This window comes from Ochrobactrum sp. SSR, assembly GCF_030067775.1.
In the GTDB taxonomy this organism is placed as follows: Bacteria; Pseudomonadota; Alphaproteobacteria; order Rhizobiales; family Rhizobiaceae; genus Brucella; species Brucella teleogrylli.
The window spans coordinates 448,808-470,735 of sequence record NZ_CP125971.1 but is presented as its reverse complement, the minus strand read 5'-3'; the positions used below and the strand labels follow the sequence as shown (position 1 = coordinate 470,735).

Genomic DNA, 21,928 nt, shown 5'->3' with positions numbered 1-21,928 from the left:
AATGACATTGGACAGAACGATCGGTGAGCGGCTTTTGCGAACGCCGGTGATGGCGACGCTCTACGGCGTGGATAATCTTCAGGCATTTCTGGACAGCAAGGCGGAAGTGGGCATTGTCGCCAACATTGCCTTGCGCCATGTGGCCGAAGTGCTCAACGCGCTCAAAAAAAGCAACAAGCTGATCGTTCTGAACATCGACAGTTGCGAAGGCCTGTCGCAGGACAAGGGAGCTATCGAATTCCTTGCCGAGATTGGCATTTCGGTTCTGCTGTCGACCCGTGTTCCAACAATCCAGAAGGCCGCGCAATGCGGCCTTCTGACCATGCAGAAAGTCTTTGTGACCGACCGGTCCACCTGGCCGCGCAGCCTGAAGGCGGTTTCGCAAAGCGGGCCCAATCTGGTGCAGATCATGCCATCGCCCATGCTCGGCTATCTCTCTGCAGAGGACAAACGCCGTCTCCCGCCTATCGTAGCTTCCGGCTTTATCTGTGATGAGACCGATGTAGCAAAGGCAATGAAAGAGGGCGCAATTGCCGTTTCGTCAAGCAATAAATCCCTTTGGGACTATAGCAGGCGCAAGCCATAATCACACATTGCTGACAGCTGACGGTGGAAGCAGGTGTTCTAGAGCGGTTCCGGTTAAAACGGAATCGAGGAACCGCTCTATCTATTTGTTTTTACGCATTATCCTACGTATCGAAGCGGGATCAGAAATCAGTCCACTGGACTGATTTCCCCGCGTAGGCGCTACGAGCTTTTGCTGGAAATGCTCTAAAGCGTGTCGCATTTATTCGGCCTCATACCCAGCAGCCTTAAAGAAGTTCTGGCATTCATTGATGGAGAAGAGACTGATGATATCGCCAAGTGCTTTTGAGATGGCGTCGAAGCTGCGTGCTGCTCGCTTTCTCAGAAGTGCCTTGAGTTTTGAGAAAGCCATTTCGATTGGGTTCAGGTCCGGCGAATAGGGCGGCAGGAAGAGAAACCAAGCGCCCTTTGCCTTGACCAGTTGCTCAGCCTTCCGGCTTTTGTGGAAGCCGACATTGTCGAGGATGACTATATCACCGGCTGACAGTGTCGGCACAAGCTGTGTCTCGATCCAGGTTTCGAAGATGCGGCTGTTCATCGGTGCATCGACGATCCATGGCGCGGTCAGGCCATGGCAGCGCAGTCCGGCAATGAAGGTCTGTGTCTTCCATTTTCCGAAGGGCGCATAGGCGGCAAAGCGCCTGCCTTTGGCAGACCATCCGGTGCGTTTTGTCAGGCGCGTATTCGTGGAAGTCTCATCGATAAAGATGAGACGCGACAAGGCCTTGTTGAAGAACCGCTTTCGGCGATTGATCCAAAGATCACGCGCCTTGGCGATCTCTGGTCTACGCTGCTCGCTTGCCTTGAGGCTTTTTTTATTGCTCAGCCCAAGTCGGTGTAGAAATCGCCCGACCGTGGCGCGGTGGACTTCAATACCGCGCTCCGCGAGCGCAATGCACAGTTCGTCCAAAGTCGTTTCGCCACGGGCGGACATCTACTCGCGGACCCAATCACCATGAGCCAAAAGCTTCACACTACCAGGCGGGTGGCCCTGCCTGGCGGCGGCCAGACAGCCGGATGACCGATACAGGATCATCATGTTGTTGACGAACCGAGGCGAAACACGGAAATGCCGAGCGGCTTCCCGGTGACTATTGCCCTCATTCACAAACGCAACGACACGCTCACGCAACTCAATCGGATGCGGCTTGCCCATGGTGCATCTCCTTCCATGAGACAAGTGAATCACAGATCAAGCCAAACGGGAATCCCGAATCCGGTTAACAGCGACATGCTTTAGTGCCGCTTGCACCGCATCTATTCAATAGGCGTTTCACCATCATTCTACTTTGCTTGATGGTTCTGCCACATATCCGCGTCACGCATGCCTGCCTTCCTCATCAGCGCTTATAACAACATCAAAGATTTTTCCCGCGCAGGATTAGCAACTTGTACTCGACGCTTCTCGGAGTGGTGTGAAATATATTTCATTATGTGAATTATATTGACATAGCAAATTTCTTCCGATTATCTGGCTTTACCGGATTTCGAGGAGGAGGTTCGGTCTTCAGGGTTCATCGGCCGCTCGGTAGGGCGACAAAGGATATTGGGAGGGGCTTCGGCCTCAAGGAGGGAACTTGCGCAATTTTCTAAGCACATCCGCAGCGGCGATCCTAGCAACGACGCTATTCACCGGCGTGGCAAGGGCGGAAACGGAAAACCCGTTTCGCTGCAAGCCGGGCGAAAAATATGTCATGAACGTCATGGTTTCGGGCGTCGAATATTGGTTCCCGGTTTACGAAATGTTCAAACAAGCCGGTCAGCAGTTCGGTTGCGAGACAGCCTATACCGGCACGCCGGAATATGACGTCAACAAGCAGATCGCTACCTTCGATCAGGCGCTGGCCCAAAATCCGGCGGGCATTCTTGTCCACCCGATGAACTCGGACCCCTTCGTTGAGCCGATCAACCGGGCGATTGATCAGGGCACTGCCGTCGTCACTTTCGCTGCGGACTCACCACTCTCGAAACGTATTTCGTTCATCACTTCGGACAATACCCGCGAAGGCACCTATGCCGCTGACGCGATTGCAAAGAAGATGGGTGGCAAGGGCGAATATGCCGTTCTCGAAAATCCGGGTCAGGATAACCATGACAAGCGCATAGCGGCTTTCATCGCCCGGATGGATGAAAAATATCCAGACATGAAGCTCGTTGGTCGGGCGGCCTCCAACCAGGACCCTAACAAGGCCTATCAGGGGCTTATGAGTCTGGTTCAGGCACACCCAAACCTGGGCGCGGTTTTCATGCCGGAAGCCAACTCGGCGATCGGAGCCTCCCAGGCCAATCAGGAAAGCGGCGGCAAGATCCTCGTCATGTGTGCCGACGTCAATGCCAACATTCTCGATATGATCAAGGCTGGACAAGTGTTCGGCTCGATCAACCCTAATCAGGGCATGCAAGGCTATATGGGCTTCTTTATGCTGTGGCTCGCCAAACATCCCGAACTCATTGACCCGATGAACGACTCCAAGCGTTCCGGCTTCAATCCGATGAGCATTCCATTCGTCGACAATGGGCTGTCGATTGTTACGGCAGAGAATGCGGACGACTTTTATTGGGACAAGTACCTGAAGCGGCGGGGCACCAAAGGGATCGACGAGTAACCTTTTGTGTCGGCCATCCGGGATGGTTAAGTTCCGTATGGCCACCGCACGCTTGGGGAGGAGCATGTCATGGTGTCTGTGTCCGTTTTGGAAATCCGCAACGTGAGCAAGCATTTCGGTGCGGTGAAAGCGTTAACGGACGTGAACTTCAGCCTCGCGAAGGGCGAAGTTCATGCGATCTGCGGCGAAAATGGCGCGGGGAAGTCGACGCTCATGAACATCATTGCCGGTGTGGTGCAGCCGACAGAAGGCGAAATCCGCGTAGAGGGTTCGCCGGTCCGGGTAACGTCGCCCACCATTGCGCAGGCTCTTGGGCTTGGTCTTGTCCATCAGGAAATTGCGCTCTGCCCCGATGTGACCGTGGCCGAGAACATGTTCATGGCGACAACAGATCGTCGCCGTTCGCCCTTCATGAACTACGCCGAGTTACAGCGGACCGCGCAGGCAGTGATGGACCGGCTGGCACCGATTGATGTGCGCCGCAAGGTCTCGGAACTGTCGATCTCCAACCAGCAACTGGTCGAAATTGCAAAAGCATTGACGCTCGATTGCAAAGTTCTGATCTTCGATGAACCAACGGCGGCGCTGACGGAAGCCGAGACAAAGGTTCTGTTCGGTATTATCCGAAACCTGAAATCCCAGGGAATATCGATCATCTATATCAGCCACCGCATGGCCGAAATCTTCAGCCTGTGTGATCGGGTCACCGTGCTGCGCGATGGGCGCTATGTTTCGACAGAGAACGTCGCGGACCTGACGCCGGATGATATCGTGCGTCGTATGGTCGGTCGCGAGATTACGCAGCTCTATCCTGAAAAGCAGGCTTTGGAAGAGCGTACGGAAGAAACCGTTCTGAGTGTCCGTGGTCTTGGGGACAACAGCCGTTTCAAAGACGTCAGTTTCAACTTGCGACAAGGCGAAATTCTGGGTGTTGGTGGGCTGATTGGATCGGGACGTACCGAAATCGCCGAAGGCATCTGCGGATTGCGCCCTGTTCACGAGGGCGAGGTGTTTCTGTATGGGCAGAAGCTTCGGGCGAAGTCTTACGCCGACGCAGTGCAGGCGGGGGTTGTCTATCTCTCGGAAGACCGGAAGGGTTCCGGGGTCTTCCTCGATCTTTCTATTGCCCAAAACATTGCTGTCCTGGACCTGAAATCGCTGACCGGACCGCTAGGTCTATTGAACTCCAAGGCTGAAGCCGAACGCGCACAAGAACTCACCCGTCGGCTCGGCGTGCGAATGGGCGGGATCGGCATGCCTGTCTCGTCGCTTTCGGGCGGCAATCAGCAGAAGGTGGCCATAGCCAAGCAGCTGGCGGTCAATCCGAAGGTCATCCTGATGGACGAACCGACGCGAGGCATCGATGTTGGTGCGAAATCGGAAATCCACCGGCTGCTGCGTGATCTCGCGCGCTCCGGAATTGGCATCATTGTGATTTCATCGGAACTGCCGGAACTTCTCGGCCTTTGCGACAGGGTGCTGGTCATCCGGGAGGGTAGGGTTATGGGTGAAGTCGAGGGCGAAGCGATGACGGAACAAGCGATCATGCGGCTTGCGTCGGGCATTGATGACCCCAAGAATTCGAAGGCATCACAGCATGTCGCATGAACAGGAAACAGGGGCTGGGAAGACGGTCATGACGAGCGCAACAGTGACAACAACCTATGGAAAAGGCGCCTCAGGCTGGAAACGGCTGGGCACGATGCGCGAAGCGGGACTGATCGCGATCATTCTGGCGCTTTGCATCGCCATGAGCTTCGCGTCGCCGCACTTCCTGACATTTGGCAATTTTCGGGCCATGCTGATGTCGTTTTCGGTAGAAGGCATTGTCGTTGTTGGTATGACGATCTTGTTGATCGTCGGCGGCATCGACCTGTCGGTGGGTTCGGTCGTCTGCTTCTCGATGGTTCTTTCGGGGACATTGTTTCTGATGGGGCTCGACCCCTGGAGCGCATCGCTGATCGGCATTATCGCCAGCGGATTGATCGGCTGTGTCATGGGTTTCTTCGTTACGGTCGTGGGCTTGAACCACTTCATCACATCGCTGGCAGCGATGGTGATCGTACGCGGCGTCTGCCTGATCATAACCAAAGGCACCCCGCTGTCGCTCTTCACCTTGCCGCCATCGTTCAAGGCGATCGGGCAGGGCACGTTTCAGGGCGTCCCGATTGTCATTCTGATCTTCGTCGCCGTGGTCGTATTTTTCGATTTCCTGCTGCGTCGTGCAACGGCCTTCCGCAAGGTTTTCTACACCGGCAGCAACGAGAAGGCAGCGCTCTATTCCGGCATCAAGACCAATCAGGTGAAATTCTGGGTAACAGTACTTTGCGCCACGCTGTCGGGTGTGGCAGGCGTTATCTACATGTCCCGCTTCGGTGCAGCGACGCCCACCTTCGGTGTTGGCATGGAACTCAACATCATTGCCGCTGCCGTGATCGGGGGCGCCTCGTTGAGTGGGGGCTCAGGCACGATCCTGGGGGCAATTCTCGGTATTGCCCTGCTTTCGGTGGTCACAAGTTCGCTGATCTTGCTAAACGTCTCTGTCTATTGGCAAGACATGATCAAGGGTTGCATTCTGCTTGCCGCCGTATCGATTGACCATTTCCTTCATAAGCGGAAGGCTGCCTGACATGCCGATTGCCAAACGGAAACCCGCTAACGCGCCGCGCGAGGAAATTGTCGTCGCAAGGCAGATGCATCAGGCCCTGGTCCTGCATTTTCTCGAAGGATTGACACAGGCGCAAATTGCCGACCAGCTTGGCATCTCGCATGCGACGGTAAACCGCCTCATCAAGCGTGGTCGCCAGCTCGGCCTCGTCGAAATCAAGATCAAGTCGCCCGTCGAACCGCTGGTCGACATGGAGGAACAGCTTCTGGCGCTCGGCGGCATCGGTCGTGCCGTGATCGTACCGACCGTGTCTGACAATCCGCAAACGGCTCTTCAGGCGGTTGGTGAGGCGGCAGCCCGTTTGCTGCTTGAAGAGATTACCGACGGAGATACGATCTGCATCACCGGTGGCAAGGGCGTCAGTGCCGTAGTGGCCGGGCTTCAGGCGCAGCGGCCCTTCGCTGTGGAGGTGATCCCGGCGACCGGTTGTGTGCAGGGAAAGCATTATACCGACGTCAATCACGTCTCAACGTTGATGGCGGATCGGCTGGGCGGTCACTCCTACCAAATCCATGCGCCGCTGTTTGCCGATAGTGCGGCTGAGCGTGACATGCTGATGAATATGCGCTCTGTTGCCGACGTGTTCGAACGAGCGCGCGAAGCCAAGATCGCAGTGGTCGGCATCGGTTCGATCCTGACTGATGATTCAAGCTATTACGACCTGCACCCATCTTCCAGCACGGATCGCGCTGCAATCGAGCGTTCTGGCGCGGCATGCGAACTTCTTGCACATCTGCTCGATGATCGGGGGCAGGTCTGCGACTACAGCCTCAACCGTTCGCTGGTGTCATTGACGCTGCCCGAATTCGCTTCGATCCCGACCAAGATCGGTGTGGCGAGCGGGCCGAACAAGGCAGCGCCGATCCTCAGCGTTCTGCGCGGCAATCATCTGGATACGCTGGTGACTGACGAGGCAACGGGCGCTCGGGTATTGGAACTGGCGAATGGCGAGGGGAAATGGATATGAGCGGGCAACAGTTGATAAGAGAGATCGGCAAGTCCGGCGTCTTCGCTTCGGCAGTCGGGCTGGGAACCTGGGCGATCGGCGGCTGGATGTGGGGCGGCACCGACGAAAAAGAATCTATCGCTGCGATACAGGCTTCGCTCGATGCCGGTGTCACGCTGATTGACACTGCGCCAGCCTATGGGCTTGGCCGCTCCGAAGAGATCGTCGGAAAGGCATTGGCCGGACGCCGCGAGAAGGCGGTTATTGCCACCAAATGCGGCCTTGTCTGGCATACGCGAAAGGGGCGGCACTTTTTCGATCAGGACGGCAAGCCGGTCCACCGATACCTCGGTCGCGATGCGATCCAGCACGAGGTTGAAGAAAGCCTGAGAAGGCTTGGAACCGACTATATCGACCTTTACATCACCCATTGGCAGGACCCGACGACACCGGTTGAGGAGACGATGCGGGCGCTGGAGGATCTTCGAACCTCCGGCAAGATCCGGGCGATTGGAGCGAGCAATGTCAGTCGCCATGATCTTGATGCCTATATTGCGGTTGGCGGTCTGGATGCCATTCAAGAACGATACAGCATGATCGATCGTGAAATCGAAGCCGACCTTTTGCCGCTCACCCGGGACAAGGGCATCGCGACATTGAGCTATTCGTCGCTGGCGTTAGGGCTCTTGTCCGGCGCGATAGGTGCGGACCGGGTGTTTTCTGGCGACGATCAGCGCAAGGACAATCCGCGCTTCTCCGTCGGCAATCGGCAGAAGGCGACGGCATTTGCCGAAACGATCCGACCGGTTGCTGAAAAGCACAGTGCCAGTATCGCTCAAACGGTGATCGCCTGGACGCTTGCGCAGCCCGGCGTGACCTTTGCGCTCTGTGGAGCGCGTAACCCGGCACAGGCGATGGACAATGCACGGGCTGGAACAATCCGGCTGGACGCTGCCGATCTTGCCGCCATCGATACGGCCATAGCGGTGAAACTGACTGACATGGACAGGTAACGGATCGCCATCATGAAGCGTGAAGAGATATTGGACGGGATCCGCCAGATCCCGAAGGTGGACGTGTGCGTGATTGGCGGCGGCATCAATGGCGTCAGCGTCTTCCGGGAACTCGCGTTGCAAGGGCTAAATGTATTGCTGGTGGAGAAGCACGATTATTGCTCGGGCGCCAGTTCGGCCCTCTCACGCATGGTCCATGGAGGGCTTCGCTATCTGGAAAATGGCGAGTTCAAGCTTGTGAAGGAGTCGCTGGCCGAGCGTGACCGTCTGCTACGCAATGCGCCGCATTATGTTGCGCCGCTCCCGACGACAGTACCTGTGTTCGATATCTTCTCCGGTCTTGGCAACGGCATCGTCCGGTTCCTGGGGTTAAGCCGACGGCCCAGTCGCCGCGGTGCCCTCGCAATCAAAGCAGGCCTCTGCATCTATGATTTCCTGACGCGAAAGCGGGCACTGATGCCGCGTCACCAGTTTCGCGGTCGTCGCACGACGCTCAAAAAATGGCCCGCGCTCAACCGCAATATCAAAAGTTCCGCAACCTATTTTGACGCCTGGGTGAGCCATCCAGAGAGATTGGGGATCGAACTGCTGAGGGATGGTTTGGAGGCGGGCGGTGATGTTTGGGCGTTGAATTACGCAGAACTGCGCCGCACAGAGGATGGGCGCTATCGCGTTGAAGACCATCTCGGTGGCACCTCTGTTGCCATCGATCCGGCGTTGATCATCAACGCTACTGGCGGCTGGATCGACATTGCCAATGAAACACTTTTTCCCCGCGAGCGCGCCCGGCGCCCTTGATGGGCGGCACGAAGGGCTCGCATCTGATCATCGACAATGCGCAATTGCGTGACGCGCTTGCCGATCACATGATTTATTACGAGAACGAGGATGGGCGAATTTGCATCCTCTTTCCCTATCTCGGCAAGGTTCTGGTCGGCTCCACGGATATCCGGGTGAACAATCCCGAAGCGGTGCGTTGCGAGGCGGATGAGCGTGACTATATCCTGCAATCACTCGCCTTCGTCCTGCCAGACATCAGGATCAGGCCTGACGAGATCGTCTTCCAGTTTTCTGGCGTAAGGCCATTGCCCACCAGCACTGACAGCTTTACCGGTCGCATTCCACGGGACCATTTCTGTAAGGTCATCGAACAGAGCGACGACGGCCCGTCAGTGTTGTGCATGATCGGTGGGAAATGGACGACATTCCGCTCGTTTGGTGAAATGGCAGCAGATATCGTTCTGGAAAAGCTTGGTCGGCAACGACTTGTTTCGACAACTGATCGCGCAATCGGCGGCGGTCGCGCATTTCCCACAAACGCGCCGGTTTGGCTGGCTGGCCTGGCGACAGCGAGGCGTATGTCCGAGGTGCGCATGGCTCAATTGTTCGAGCGTTATGGTACGCATGCCGAGACAGTCACCGACTTCATCACTGCAGGACCGGAAAGGCCACTGCCACACCCCGGTTATTCCGAGCGTGAAATCCTGTTCCTGATCCGGGACGAGGCAGTCGAACATCTCGATGATCTGCTTTTGCGACGAACGACGCTGGCCGTTTCGGGTGAGCTTTCGCTCGACATGATGGATGCCGTTCTCGACCTGCTTTCTCAAGAAAAGCGCTGGACCACCACACAGCGTGCCATTGAGCGCGCCCGTTTTCTCAACCTTCTCAGCGAGCGCCACGGCGTCAGCGAAATCATGCTTTCCGCAAGGAACGAACAAAGGAGTACAGAATGCGACACAATAGCAAAGTCCGGATGAACAGGCTGTTTGGCGGCGGGCGCTGCCTTGACGTAGCTATCGATCACGGCGTCTGCAACGAGCCGTCCTTTCTGGATGGGCTGGAAGATATTCAGTCTGTCGTTAAGGCGTTGGTCGAGGCCGCACCGGATGCGATCCAGATGAATTACGGCCAGTCAGACCTTCTACAGGACATTCCGGGGAAGGACAAACCGGCTTTGGTCATGCGTATCGATATGGGCAACCCCTATAATCGCATCCGCCACCGTGACATGTGGGCGGTGTTGCAGAACGAAGCAGAGCCGTTGATCGGTGCAATCGAGATGGATGCGGCTTGCGTCGTCGTCAACCTCTTCATGCTGCCGGACGAGCCTGAGTTGTTCCGTCAATGTGTGCAGAACATTTCCCGCGTGCGAGCCGATTGCGACAAATACGGAATGCCGCTTATGATCGAGCCACTGGTCATGCAGCCGGTCACCGAAAAGGGCGGCTATATGGTCGACGGTGATGCCGAAAAAATTGTGACGTTGACGCGGCTTGCGCGCGAAATGGGCGCGGATATCATCAAGGCGGACCCGACGAATAATGTGGAAGATTTCCACCGCGTGGTCGAAGCCGCACGGTGCCCGGTTCTGGTGCGCGGTGGCGGCAAGGAAGATCTTCGTGCGGTGTTCGACAAATCTGCGAACTTGATGCGGCAAGGTGCGTTGGGCATGGTCTATGGGCGCAACATTTATCAGCATGCCAATCCCAATGCGGTCGTGCGAGGGTTGATGGCCCTTATCCATGGGAATGCGAGCGGAGAAGAGGCATTCGAACTTTATCTGAAGGGCTAAAGCAGAGATTTTGGACCTTGGGAGGGGTTCTGTATGGGAGAATATCTTTTAGGGCTCGACGCTGGAAACACCGTTATCAAGGCGGTGATCTTCGACCGAACAGGTAATGAAATTGCGGCTGCTTCCGAGGAGGGACGCAACCGCATGCCATGCCCGGGCCATGTAGAGCGTGGTCTGGATGAGCTATGGACGAACGCACGGCACGTGATCCGTAGCTGTATCGAGCGTGCAGGGATATCGCCGGCTGAAATTATCGCAATCGGTTGCGCAGGCCATGGCAACGGACTTTATGCGCTGGACCGGGATGGCGCGCCGCTCATCGGCATCCAGTCGATCGATACGCGTGCGACCGGGCTGGTCGAGCAATGGGCCGCTCGGGGTGTGGGCGAGCGCACCCAGCCGATCGCGCGCCAGCGCCCCTGGCCATCGCAGACGCCGACCTTGCTTGCATGGTTGAAACGAAACCGGCCGGAGTTGTTCAGCAACATCGGCACGGTGTTCTTCTCGAAGGATTTCGTCGTCAATCGCCTGACTGGCCAACGCGTCAGCGAGGTTTCGGACATGTCCGGCGCGGGTCTGCTCAATCTGGCGACGCGCCGCTATGACAAGACCTTGATGGCAGCCTATGGCCTTGAAGATTGTATCGACCTCCTTCCTCCGCTGATCGAAAGCGCTGATATCGCGGGTACTGTCACGCAAGAAGTTGCGGCGCAGACGGGGCTCGCTGCGGGAACGCCGGTGGTTGGGGGGCTATTCGACGTTGTCGCTTCGGCGCTCGGCTCAGGCGTCTCGCGCACCGGTAGCGCCTCAATCATTGCAGGCACCTGGAGCATCAATCAGGTCATTATCGACGGACCGGACCTCAATGAACCGGTATTCATGTCCTCGACATTTGATCGTACCCGCTACATGGCGATGGAGAACAGCGCGACCTCGGCCGCCAATCTGGAATGGCTGGTCAAGGAGTTCTTCGAAGGTGAGAATGCGGACGGTGGTTCACCCTTCGATGCGTGCTGTGCCTTGGCCGGAGCGATCACGCCAGCAGCGGACGATCCGCTTTATCATCCCTACCTCTATGGTGCCCAGCAAGACGGTCACGCTCGCGCTGGTTTCTACGGTATCGCGGGTTGGCACACCAAAGGACATCTTGTTCGGGCGCTTCTCGAAGGTGTGGCTTTCGGTCATCGCCATCATGTCGAGAGGATTCGTAGAGCGGGTGCCGTGTTCAACGAAGCCGTGCTTTCAGGCGGTGGGGCTCGCAGCCTGATATGGCCTCAGATATTCGCGGACATACTCGGCCTTCCTGTATCCGTCAGCCGTTCGCGTGAAACTGGTGCGCTCGGAGCGGCGATTGCCGCCGGAACCGGTGTCGGGCTTTTTGCCGATTTCAGCGAAGGTGCAGCCGCCATGGTCAAGGCCGAGCGGCATTACCTTCCGGACGCGTCGCTGGAAGGGCATTACGCCCGGCGCTATGCCCTTTTTAACGATATAGACGAGGCTATGAGACCGATCTGGCGGCGGTTGAATGCGACACAGTCTGCCGATTACGGAGTGCCGAGGGAAACCAGCTCGCCCTGTTGCCAGACGGCATGAATTTTTCGCGTATTGGTGATGTCATCCAGCGGGTTGGCATCAAGGACGATCAGATCGGCCCGCTGTCCTTCGGCAATCTTGCCCCTGTCGGTCAATTTCAGCAGCGCCGCGGCCTGCTCGGTTGCTACGCCGATTGCCTGAACGGGCGAGAGTCCTGCATTGACCAGATGTTCCAACTCGCGATGTTCGGCGAAGCCAGGTATACGTTCTGGAAATGCACCTGCATCCGCACCAAAGCCGAATTTTACACCGCCAGCCTCTATCAATTTTGACAAATTGCGGAGGTTCATTTCCACATCTCGTCGCGCTTTTTGTGCCCGTTCGCTGGTAGCTGTCTTTTCGCGCCATTCTGCGCTGGAAAACTGGTCTTTCAGTTCAGGGCTTAAAGCCGATTGCAGGAAGGGGTTTTCCAGTAGCGAAGGCTGGTCGGCGAAAATATAAGTTGCTTCGTCCATGTGCACCGTTGGAATATACCACGTACCCTTCTCGCGAAGAGCATCGATAAACTCCTGATCGATCTCAACGTCGCGAACACCGTGGGCTAGAATATCAGCACCCGCAGCGACCAGCTTTTTGGCGTGGTGGAGTGTGTAGACATGGGCGGCGACAGCGAAACCCAGTTGGTGTGCTTCATCGATTGCTGCGCGAAAACAATCCTCGCTCATCGGTTGGATAGGTCCGAATGTGTCGATCCATAGCTTGATGATATCTATCGGTTGCTGCGCCATTTGGCGAACGACCTGACGCGCTTCTTCCGGTATCTGCGGACGTGGTGACAGACCGTCAGGGGCAAATATTCCCGCACCTGCTGTCATGAAGGACGCACCGTATTGCGGGTTATTGCGCATGTTTTCGCGGGTTTTGGGCTCGGGCGTGGGGGTCATGCCCAGCGAAACCACCGTGCCGATACCGTAAGCCTGAAACTGGCGTAACGCTGCATAAGCGTTTTCCGGTGTGAAATTATGTCGTCCGCCCGTCGTGCCCTTGATAAGCCCGACATGGGCGTGGTTGCTGGTGAATGCGGGGATCAGATATCGTCCTTGATAATCGACAATCTGCGCATTCTGCAAAGCTGCTGCCGTATTGTCCGTTTCGTTAAGGACCGCTGAAATAGTTCCATTCTCAATCAGGATCGCGCCGGGGCCAGACATCTCCTGGCCTATCAGCATGCGTATATTGGTCATCGCCAGTCTTGTGCCGCCACTACCGTAATTCCGTGTGTAGGCGCTGTTCGGTGCTATGCCACCGGCTATAAGTGTACCGATAAGAGTATTCACATTGCGTCGGGTCAATTTGGTCATCGTGATACCACTCCTGGGTTAGATTGAGAGGTAGGACGCCTTTGGCGAACAATGTTGCTGGCTGTGATGTAGGGACCTCTTGAGATGCTGGCCGGAGCCATATCGGGTCTGATATGGCTCCGGTTTGATGGAGCTGATGCTAGAATGGATAATGCTGCTTGGGGTCTTCGATTGTGATCCATCGAAGATTGGTAAAACTGTCTATGCCTGCGGACCCGCCAAATCTACCAGAGCCGCTGTCTTTGACGCCGCCGAAAGGCATTTGTGGTTCATCTCCCACCGTCGGCCCATTGATATGGCAAATGCCGGCATCAATTTTACGCGCAACCTTGAGCGCGCGGTCGATATTCTGGCTGAATACGGCAGAGGACAGACCATACTCCGTGTCATTTGCAAGCTCGACGGCATGATTGTCATCGCGGGCGCGCACCACGCAGACGACCGGTCCGAATGACTCCTCGCGAAACAGACGCATTGCGGGTGTAACCCTGTCGACAATCGTGGCTGGCATGATTGTTCCGCTTGCCGTGCCCCCAGTTGTGATTGTGGCACCGGATTCTTTGGCATCGGCAACCAGTTCGAGCACCCGATCAACTGTGCCTTGCGCGACGACAGCGCCCAGAGCGACTTTCTCGCGTGGATTGCCGCTTGGCAATGCTGAAGCCCGTGCCGTAAACCTGGTCACGAATTCATCGGCGATTTTTTCATCGACAATGATGCGTTCGGTGGACATGCAGATTTGCCCCTGATTCATGAAGGCACCGAAAATCGCCGCGTTGACGGCGCCATCAAGATCGGCATCATCCAGTACGACCAATGGCGCCTTGCCTCCCAGTTCTAGAAGCACAGGCTTGAGGTGTTTGGCAGCTTCAAGAGCGATGATCTTCCCCACCCGCGTGGAACCCGTGAAGTTGATCCGCTTAACGAGAGGATGCGTTACAAGCGCGTTGACAACTTCCGGTGCGTCATCAGCGCTGTGGCTGACAATATTGAGAACACCTTTTGGCAGACCCGCTTCAATCATTACGTCGCCCAGCATGCGATGCAGTCGCGGGCACATCTCGGACGATTTGAGAACAACCGTATTGCCACAGGCAATGGGCATCGCAAAGGCGCGTACCGCCAAAATGACAGGGGCATTCCATGGCGCCATTCCAACCATGACGCCAACAGGTTCGCGTACGGCCATGGAAAGGGTTCCAGGCTTATCGGATGGAATGATCTCGCCCTTGATCTGGGTTGTTGCGGCGGCGACTTCGCGCAGGATTTTGGCAGCCAACCCGACGTTGAATCCGATCCACGGGGCAGTCGCCCCGGTTTCAGCGATGCCGCAGGCGGTGAATTCGCCGATCCTGGCTTCGAGAAGATCTGCTGCTTTGAGCAGGATGGTGCGGCGCTCGCTCGGGCCGACTTCGGACCATTCTGCGAAGGCTGTTGCCGATGACTTGACGGCCCTGTCGATATCAGGCTGCCGGGCGGCGGGCGCTACAGTGGCCTCTTCTCCGGTGACGGGGTCAATACGGGTAAAGGTCGCGCTGCCCAGTGCCGGAACATCCTGGCCATCTATCAGCAGTCCAATATTCATCTAATCCTCCCATTTTTGGAATTGAGGTGTGTTCAACTGGCGTGGGTTGCCGTTCCGTAGAAGGCGATCTGCACTTTCTTTGCGGCAGCCCGGAGTTTGGCTGCGAGATCATTGGCGATCAGCGGTTCCATCCGGCTTTTTGAACTGAAGACTGAAAGGCCGCAGATCATTTTGCCGGAGGGGTTAAGGACTGGCACAGCCAGCGCATAGACATCGGGCTCCCGTTCACCCCGATTAAACGCAAGGCCGGACTCTCGAATATCCTGCAGTTCGGCGATGAGCCCCGACCGGTTTGGCACAAAGCCCTCATTGATCGCCTTGAGCTCAACGCGCTCAAGATAGGCATCAAGCGCGGTTTCACTTAAATGGGCGAGCCACAATTTGCCATGCGCGCTGGCATAGGCTTCAAGATGACTGCCAAGCTGTATCGATACGAACATCGGCCGATCCGGCAAGGCACGGGCGATACAAATCGCGCTTTCACCGTCAAAACTGGACGCAAGTGTTGCTTCGCCAACGTCCTTCGTCAGTTGGTCGAGCACAGGCTGCAAGGCGCTGCGCAAATTGTCTGCTCCGGCGGCGCGTTTTCCCAGTTCGGCCAGTTTGTAGCCCAGTCGATAATGTCCACGCGAAACCGCCACGAGTGCGCCTGCAGCTTCGAGGGTTTTCAGAAAACGGTGCGCTGTTATCGTATTCAACCCCAGGCGCGATACGACATCGCTTGATCCAATCTGGAGCAGCTGATCGTCGAATAAGTCCAATATCTGGAAGGCCTTAATAACCGATCCATTGGCCTGGCTCATGACGCATTTTTCTCCCTACAGAACGCGATATCCGCAAAATTCCGAAGCGTGTTGACAAACGAAGCGTAACATACCTATCATTAATTGCAATATAAATTTCACATATAGAATTATCTGCGAGAAGCAGAACAAGACGCAAATTCTCGGGAGGAGGAAAACGCGTGGATGTTCGTCCCCAGACTAGCCATTCCATGACCGCGGGAGGTGCGCTCCTTGCGCGTTTGAAAGCTGTTGGCGTGGATTATATTTTTGCCAATTCCGGTACTGACTTTCCCCCGATCATTGAGGGGCTGGCTGAAGCCAAGGCGAATGGAATAGCTTTGCCGGAGGCGCTTGTTATTCCCCACGAGTCAGCCGCTGTCGCAATGGCGCATGGATACTATCTCGCATCAGGCCGCCCTCAAGCGGTGATGGCGCACACCAATGTTGGCCTTGCAAATTGCGCCATGGGCGCCATCAACGCCGCGGCGGAACAAATCCCCATGCTGCTGTTGTCGGGGCGAACGCCAACGCTTGAAAAGGGTCGGTTCGGTGCCCGAACAGTGCCCATCGGTTGGGGGCAGGAGATGCGCGATCAGCATGCGCTGGTCCGTGAAGCTTCCAAATGGGACTATGAACTCCGCTTTCCGGAGCAGATACCAGATGTCGTTGATCGGGCATTTGCCATTGCAAATTCCACACCGAGAGGTCCGGTTTACGTCAGTGTTCCGCGCGAAGTGTTGTGCGAGGTTGTTGACTATGAAGGCCTGACCGCGCCCAGTCGAGTGGCGTCGTCTGTTTCTGCGCTCGATTTTGATGGCGTGGCTGAGCTGGCGCAAGCCATCCGGGATGCGCGGCGGCCGCTATTCGTGGCGCAAAAAGGTGCTGGGACAGAACAGGGTTTTGCTGCCCTTGATCGCATAGCCCGAAACTGGGCTATCCCCGTCAGCCAGTATTGGGCAGTGCAGCTTGCACTTGCGACTGATCATCCTTTTTCGACCGGTGCGGAAATCGCGCCATGGATCAACGATGCTGATCTGATCGTCGTCTTGGATTGTCTGGCGCCGTGGTCTCCTGCAATCCATGAACCGAAAGCAGATTGCCGGATTTTTCAGGTCGGCGCGGATCCGCTCTACGAAAGGTTCCCATATCGGAATTTTCCTTCGGATCGGACCATTACCAGCGAGGTTGGTGCCTTTCTTGTTGCGTTGGAAAAGGCCTTGGAGGAGTTGGGCGTCGAAAGCGGCCATTATATCCAAACCCGCCGCGAAGACGCACAGGGCCGTTGTCGCACGCGACGCGAAAAGGTGATTTCCAAGGCTGAGACCGGGCAGGACTCCGGTATAACCAAGGATTATGTCAGTCTCTGCCTTTCGCGAGCTGTACAAAACCACGAAGCGTCGGTTCTGTCGGAGCTCGGTTGCCCGTTGGAGCCGCTGACATTGAACAGGCATGGAAGCTGGTTTCAGGAACCGCATTCTGGTGGTTTGGGCTGGTCGTTTCCAGCCGCTCTGGGCATGAAACTGGCAAAAGCTGACCGACTGGTCGTCGCGACCATGGGCGATGGCTCCTACATGTTCGCCAACCCTGTGGTCTGTCATCAGATTGCAGAAGCCCTGGGTCTTTCGATCGTGGTTGTGGTGGTAAACAATTCCGAATGGGGTGCGGTGCGGCAGTCGGTCGCCGACCTTTACCCGGAAGGCTATGCAGCGCAGGCCAATATCATGCCTCTGACCTCTCTGGGACCGACACCCGATTTTGCGATGGTCGCACAAGCCAGTCGCGCTTTTGCACAGCACGTTAAACGAGCGGAAGATTTGCCGGCGGCTTTGGAGGCTGCTGTCACCCATGCGTCAGCGAACAAGGGGCTGGCGCTGGTAGAGGTCAACGTCAAGCCGTGAATGGTTGTCGAGCATTATGACTGCTCGGCACTTGGGAGGAAGCCATGAATATGCTGGTTAGAAGCGATTTAGCAGGCGATACAATTGCGCGGGTAGAGGCTATCCCGGTCTTTCTGCCGTGCGAGTTGAAAATCGGTGCAATTCATCGCTCGACTGAATTGTCTGCCGTGGTGGTTGAGATTGAAACCGCCGACGGTGCCATTGGACACGGTTTTACGGCGATTACCGATGAAGAGGTGGTGAGCGCTGCCGTCAACAGCCTTGTTGCACCCAATCTTGTCGGCATGCCTGTAATGTCGCGTGAGGCCGTGGCAGAACGCCTTTATTGGTTGCTCAGCCCTCGTGGGCAAACCGGTTATGCAAGTCACGTCGCCTCCGCAATCGACATTGCACTGTGGGATATAGCGGGAAAGAAACTGCAGATGCCGGTTTGGCGTCTGTTGGGTGGTGCGCGCAGCAAGGTCGAAACCTATGTAACGTTTGGTTTCGCCGCGCTTGATCGGGAGGAACTCGCGGAAGCGGCAGCTCACCTCTCCCGGCAGGGGCAGAAACGGTTGAAAATGGTCGTTGGCCATCATGCGCTGGCGCGTCGTGATAGTGGTCGTTCGCTTGATGCGGTCATTCGCGAAGATGAGGCCAGAATTCGCGCAGTGCGCCTGGCGGTTGGTGACGATGTCGACCTCTTCATTGATGCCAATTGCAGTTTGGACAAATTTCACGCGCAACTTCTGGCAGAACGGATTGCCGATTGCGATATTCGGTTCTTCGAGGAGCCCCTGCGTGGAAACGATGTTGGAAGTCTGGCGGACTTTCGCCGCAAGATTAGAATTCCGGTAGCTGCGGGCCAGAACGAGGGACAGCTGTTCCGGTATCGTGATCTTCTCATGCATCAGGCCGTCGATGTTTTGCAACCGAATGTCTGTATCGGTGGCGGCTATACAATGGGCGCTAAGATCGCGGGTATGGCGCAAGCTTTTAACACCACAATCGACAATGGCGGGGCATTTCCTTTTCATAATATGCATTTGCACGCAGCCATGGCCAATGGCGGTCTGGTTGAATGGCACCTGATCTCGGTTGAACTGTGCAAAGGGGTCTTTGAAGGACTGACAGCTCTGGGAGAAGGTGAGATTGCTCTGCCGGAAACTCCGGGGCTGGGCTTTTCGATGTCGCCTGAACGCAAAGCGGAACTGTTGAAAATGCCGACGTCGATGGGACGTGGAAAAGGATGATTGTACCTCTGCTTCATCTGTTGGGATGAGCAGGAATACTGATGGAAAGCAAACCACTGGGAGGATGGAATGCGTTATTCGACTGCATTTTTGGCATTGATCGCGGCTATGTCGTTTTCGGACATCGCACAGGCGGAATGGAAACCGACACAGGATCTTGAATTCGTGGCAGGTGCGGGGCCGGGCGGTGGGACCGATCTGTTTGCGCGCACAATCCAGTCTATAATTCAGAAGTATGATTTGGCGGATGTGGATGTCGTCGTGACGAATAAGCCAGCCGGTGCTGGAAGCGAAGCCTTCATGTATGGTGTCACCGGTGGCAAGGATCCTTATAAGCTATTGTTCGGAAACAATAATGCGTGGCTGCTGCCAATGAAGGCAAGGGTCGGCTATTCGATGGACGATCTGACACCAGTCGCCAGCATGGCCAGAGATGTTTTCCTGCTCTGGGCCAACAAAGATAGCGCCTACAAGATCTATCAGGATGTGGCGAACGCCGCTAAAGATAAGTCCGCACCTTTGAAGTCTGGTGGCACGCAGTCCAAAGACGGTGATGAGATTCTCGTGCGCATGATTGCGGCAGAGGCAGGCGGCAATTTCATTTACATTCCTTTCAAGAGTGGAAGTGAAGCCGCTGTACAGCTGGCCGGCGGGCATATCGACATCAATACCAATAACCCGTCGGAAAATGTGGGACAGTGGGCTGGTGGGGCAGTGAGGCCAATCTGCGTTTTTGCAGACGCCAAGCTTGAGGACACGAACAAAGTATATGACGAGCAGGGCTTTGGAGATATTCCAACCTGTGCAAGTCAGGGCAGCAAAATACAATCCTACGAGATTCCGCGAACAATCTTTTCCGCAGCGAAATTAACCGAAGAGCAACAGGCCTATTTCCGCGATCTTCTGTCGAAAGTGCGCGAGAAGCCGGAATGGCAGGCCTATCTGCAGAAAACCATGCAGGGCGATCTGTTTTTGCAGGGGTCTGAACTTCAGACTTATATCGATCAAGATAGTGCGAGAGCCAGAGCGGTGTTTGAGCGTGAAGGTTGGCTTGTCAAATAGGGCAAGCTTTGTGCGGTCGCCTTCAGGCCGCGCTGTCTACTGGAAATGGGAGAGACCGATATGGACGATACCAGGAAGGTATTGCTAACGCGCTTTGCTGCCGAAATGTTTGTGGCAGCACTGCTCGTCGCTATAGGCGTACTCGTTGCTTACGGTGCCGCCGGTCTGGGTTATGGCTGGACATCCAGTGGCCCGGACTCAGGCTATGTACCATTCTATCTTGGATGGGGAATAGGGCTCGCCGGTATGGGGATCGCGATTTCGAGCTATCTCGAACGCGAGCGTTATAGAGCCAGAGTTTTTCTGACACTCGATGGCGCACGCGATGTCCTGTCGTTCTTCCTGCCCATCATAGGACTGGTCGTTGCCAGTTATCTTCTGGGCATCTACTGCGCGGGCCTGATCTATCTGTTTTTGACTATCCGGTTTCAAGCCAAGGCTTCGACTTTGAATGCGCTTTTGATCGCTCTTCTCGCGGTTGGTCTTTTCTATGTTATGTTTGAGTTCTGGTTCCGTATCCCGCTATTGAAGGGGCCGATCGAACCTCTTCTCGGATTGTGAGGTGGAAATGATGGAAAACTTCGAAAATCTTCTGCACGGCTTTTCGATCGCTATTAGCGGCTATCATATATTCCTCATGATTGCAGGCGTCATGATGGGGCTTCTCGTCGGCGTTTTGCCGGGATTGGGCGCGCCCAATGGCGTGACGCTTTTGTTGCCTTTGACATTCTCGATGGAGCCCGTCTCGGCCATCATCCTGCTAACCAGTATGTACTGGGGCGCACTCTTTGGTGGATCGACCACATCGATCTTGTTCAACATCCCCGGCGAACCATCTTCGGTGGCAACCACATTCGATGGTCATCCCATGGCCAAGCGCGGTGAGACTACCGAAGCATTGACCTATGCATTTTCCTCCGCAGGTATCGGTGCGTTGTGCGGGGTGGCGCTGATCACGGTTTTATCGAGCTGGATTGCTTCCTTCGCGCTCAGCTTTTCACCGGCGGAATATTTCGCCGTCTATTTTCTCGCTTTTTCCTGCTTTATCGGGTTCGGTTCCGGGTCGATGCTGAAGAGCGCTGCAGTAATTGCGCTTGGTTTTGCACTCACATCGGTCGGAATGGATACCGTTTCAGGTGAAGTGCGGTTGACCTATGGCTTTTCTGAACTGCTGCGCGGGATCAGCTTCCTCGTTGCCGTGATAGGCCTCTTCGGCATCGGAGAGCTGTTGCTGACGATGGAGGAAGACCTGAAATTCGATTCCGTGAAATCAAAGCTTGAAATCCGTCGCGTTTTCAAAACGATTGCAACGCTGCCGCGATATTGGGCAACATATCTGCGTTCCCTCGCCATTGGCTGTTGGATGGGAATAACACCGGGAGGGCCAACGGCGGCTTCCTTCATGAGCTATGGTGTCGCGCAACGCTCCGGCAAAAAGAAATTCGGAACCGGTATTCCAGAAGGTATCATCGCGCCGGAAACCGCCGATCATGCCGCCGGTTCCTCGGCAATATTGCCGATGCTGGCACTTGGAATTCCAGGTTCAGCGACGGCTGCCGTCATGATGGGGGGCTGTTGATCTGGGGGCTCAATCCCGGTCCGATGCTGTTTGTCCAGAATACGGACTTCGTCTGGGGTTTGATTGCCTCAATGTATCTCGGCAATGTCATTGGTGTCATCTTCGCCCTGGCAACGGTTCCCTTCTTTGCTGTCATTCTACGGGTCCGTTTTGCCATCGTGGCACCGCTGATCATGTTTGTGTGTTTGATTGGTGCCTATACGGTGGCGAGCGCATCATTCGATATGGTGTTGCTGGCGATATTCGGCGTAGTAGGTTATCTCTTCAAGAAGCTGGACTACCCCATCGCTCCGTTTGTGCTCGCCATGGTGCTCGGTCAGAAAGCAGAGGACGCCTTTCGTCAGTCCTTGATGATCTCCCAAGGGTCACTTTCAGTCTTCTTTTCAAATTGGCTCGTCGGGAGTGTTATGACCGCCGGGATTGCGATGATTGCCATTCCTGCACTCATCGCTTTGTGGCGCCGCCGCCGACCGTCACTCGTAGAAGAAGTTTGAGGACGC

At 55.9% G+C, this 21,928-nt stretch carries 17 protein-coding genes and 2 pseudogenes; 14 read left to right on the top strand and 5 right to left on the bottom strand.

Annotation, left to right across the window (positions count from 1 at the left end):
* Nucleotide 1: 1 nt before the first annotated feature.
* The gene (locus tag QLQ11_RS19565) at nt 2-586 is read left to right on the top strand and encodes a glycerol-3-phosphate responsive antiterminator (protein ID WP_121539199.1); all 585 of its coding nucleotides are present in this window, start codon (nt 2-4) and stop codon (nt 584-586) included.
* A gap of 201 nt (nt 587-787) precedes the next feature.
* On the opposite strand, the gene QLQ11_RS19560 is transcribed toward QLQ11_RS19565, so the two are convergent.
* Nucleotides 788-1,519: an IS630 family transposase gene (locus QLQ11_RS19560; RefSeq protein WP_371836064.1), complete on the bottom strand. Its 732-nt coding sequence runs from the start codon at nt 1,517-1,519 to the stop codon at nt 788-790.
* Nucleotides 1,520-1,741 (bottom strand): helix-turn-helix domain-containing protein, encoded by a 222-nt coding sequence (locus QLQ11_RS19555; RefSeq protein ID WP_235858917.1) that lies wholly within the window; start codon nt 1,739-1,741, stop codon nt 1,520-1,522. It lies immediately after the preceding gene.
* Nucleotides 1,742-2,162: 421 nt separating this feature from the next.
* Between QLQ11_RS19555 and QLQ11_RS19550 the strand changes: the two genes are divergently transcribed.
* From QLQ11_RS19550 to QLQ11_RS19515, 8 genes and pseudogenes are all read left to right on the top strand, one after another.
* Nucleotides 2,163-3,191, top strand: a complete 1,029-nt coding sequence (locus QLQ11_RS19550) for a substrate-binding domain-containing protein (protein WP_121537478.1) — start codon at nt 2,163-2,165, stop codon at nt 3,189-3,191.
* A 69-nt stretch (nt 3,192-3,260) separates the two neighbouring features.
* Nucleotides 3,261-4,799, top strand: a complete 1,539-nt coding sequence (locus QLQ11_RS19545) for a sugar ABC transporter ATP-binding protein (protein ID WP_109366270.1) — start codon at nt 3,261-3,263, stop codon at nt 4,797-4,799.
* Nucleotides 4,800-4,827: 28 nt separating this feature from the next.
* Nucleotides 4,828-5,820: an ABC transporter permease gene (locus tag QLQ11_RS19540; protein ID WP_109366269.1), complete on the top strand. Its 993-nt coding sequence runs from the start codon at nt 4,828-4,830 to the stop codon at nt 5,818-5,820.
* Between the two features lies 1 nt (nt 5,821).
* Complete coding sequence (locus QLQ11_RS19535) at nt 5,822-6,826, top strand: sugar-binding transcriptional regulator (RefSeq protein WP_109366268.1); 1,005 nt, start codon at nt 5,822-5,824, stop codon at nt 6,824-6,826.
* On the top strand, nt 6,823-7,818 hold the full coding sequence (locus QLQ11_RS19530; protein WP_109366267.1) for an aldo/keto reductase: 996 nt from the start codon (nt 6,823-6,825) through the stop codon (nt 7,816-7,818). The genes QLQ11_RS19535 and QLQ11_RS19530 overlap by 4 nt, the downstream gene beginning before the upstream one ends.
* A 12-nt stretch (nt 7,819-7,830) precedes the next feature.
* Nucleotides 7,831-9,578 (top strand): annotated as a pseudogene (locus QLQ11_RS19525) (FAD-dependent oxidoreductase).
* Nucleotides 9,575-10,393 carry a class I fructose-bisphosphate aldolase gene (locus QLQ11_RS19520; RefSeq protein WP_171318158.1) on the top strand — a complete coding sequence of 273 codons (819 nt, stop codon included), beginning with the start codon at nt 9,575-9,577 and terminating at the stop codon, nt 10,391-10,393. The pseudogene QLQ11_RS19525 and the gene QLQ11_RS19520 overlap by 4 nt, the downstream one beginning before the upstream one ends.
* A 33-nt stretch (nt 10,394-10,426) precedes the next feature.
* Nucleotides 10,427-11,986 (top strand): FGGY-family carbohydrate kinase, encoded by a 1,560-nt coding sequence (locus QLQ11_RS19515; protein ID WP_283735660.1) that lies wholly within the window; start codon nt 10,427-10,429, stop codon nt 11,984-11,986.
* On the opposite strand, the gene QLQ11_RS19510 is transcribed toward QLQ11_RS19515, so the two are convergent.
* From QLQ11_RS19510 to QLQ11_RS19500, 3 genes are all read right to left on the bottom strand, one after another.
* Complete coding sequence (locus QLQ11_RS19510; RefSeq protein WP_109366263.1) at nt 11,938-13,287, bottom strand: amidohydrolase family protein; 1,350 nt, start codon at nt 13,285-13,287, stop codon at nt 11,938-11,940. The genes QLQ11_RS19515 and QLQ11_RS19510 overlap by 49 nt on opposite strands.
* Before the next feature lie 139 nt (nt 13,288-13,426).
* Nucleotides 13,427-14,872, bottom strand: a complete 1,446-nt coding sequence (locus QLQ11_RS19505; protein WP_121537484.1) for an aldehyde dehydrogenase — start codon at nt 14,870-14,872, stop codon at nt 13,427-13,429.
* A gap of 32 nt (nt 14,873-14,904) precedes the next feature.
* Nucleotides 14,905-15,675, bottom strand: a complete 771-nt coding sequence (locus tag QLQ11_RS19500) for an IclR family transcriptional regulator (RefSeq protein ID WP_109366261.1) — start codon at nt 15,673-15,675, stop codon at nt 14,905-14,907.
* Nucleotides 15,676-15,836: 161 nt separating this feature from the next.
* On the opposite strand from QLQ11_RS19500, the gene QLQ11_RS19495 reads away from it, so the two are divergent.
* From QLQ11_RS19495 to QLQ11_RS19475, 5 genes and pseudogenes are all read left to right on the top strand, one after another.
* Nucleotides 15,837-17,555, top strand: coding sequence for a thiamine pyrophosphate-requiring protein (locus tag QLQ11_RS19495; RefSeq protein ID WP_328589812.1), 1,719 nt, complete (start codon nt 15,837-15,839; stop codon nt 17,553-17,555).
* A gap of 44 nt (nt 17,556-17,599) precedes the next feature.
* Nucleotides 17,600-18,787: a mandelate racemase/muconate lactonizing enzyme family protein gene (locus QLQ11_RS19490; RefSeq protein ID WP_235858918.1), complete on the top strand. Its 1,188-nt coding sequence runs from the start codon at nt 17,600-17,602 to the stop codon at nt 18,785-18,787.
* 69 nt (nt 18,788-18,856) lie between these two features.
* Nucleotides 18,857-19,849 (top strand): tripartite tricarboxylate transporter substrate binding protein, encoded by a 993-nt coding sequence (locus tag QLQ11_RS19485; RefSeq protein WP_121537488.1) that lies wholly within the window; start codon nt 18,857-18,859, stop codon nt 19,847-19,849.
* Between the two features lie 60 nt (nt 19,850-19,909).
* Entirely contained in the window at nt 19,910-20,410 is a 501-nt protein-coding gene (locus QLQ11_RS19480; RefSeq protein ID WP_167836055.1) for a tripartite tricarboxylate transporter TctB family protein, read from the top strand.
* Nucleotides 20,411-20,420: 10 nt separating this feature from the next.
* A pseudogene (locus QLQ11_RS19475) lies at nt 20,421-21,922 on the top strand (tripartite tricarboxylate transporter permease).
* Nucleotides 21,923-21,928 lie beyond the last annotated feature (6 nt).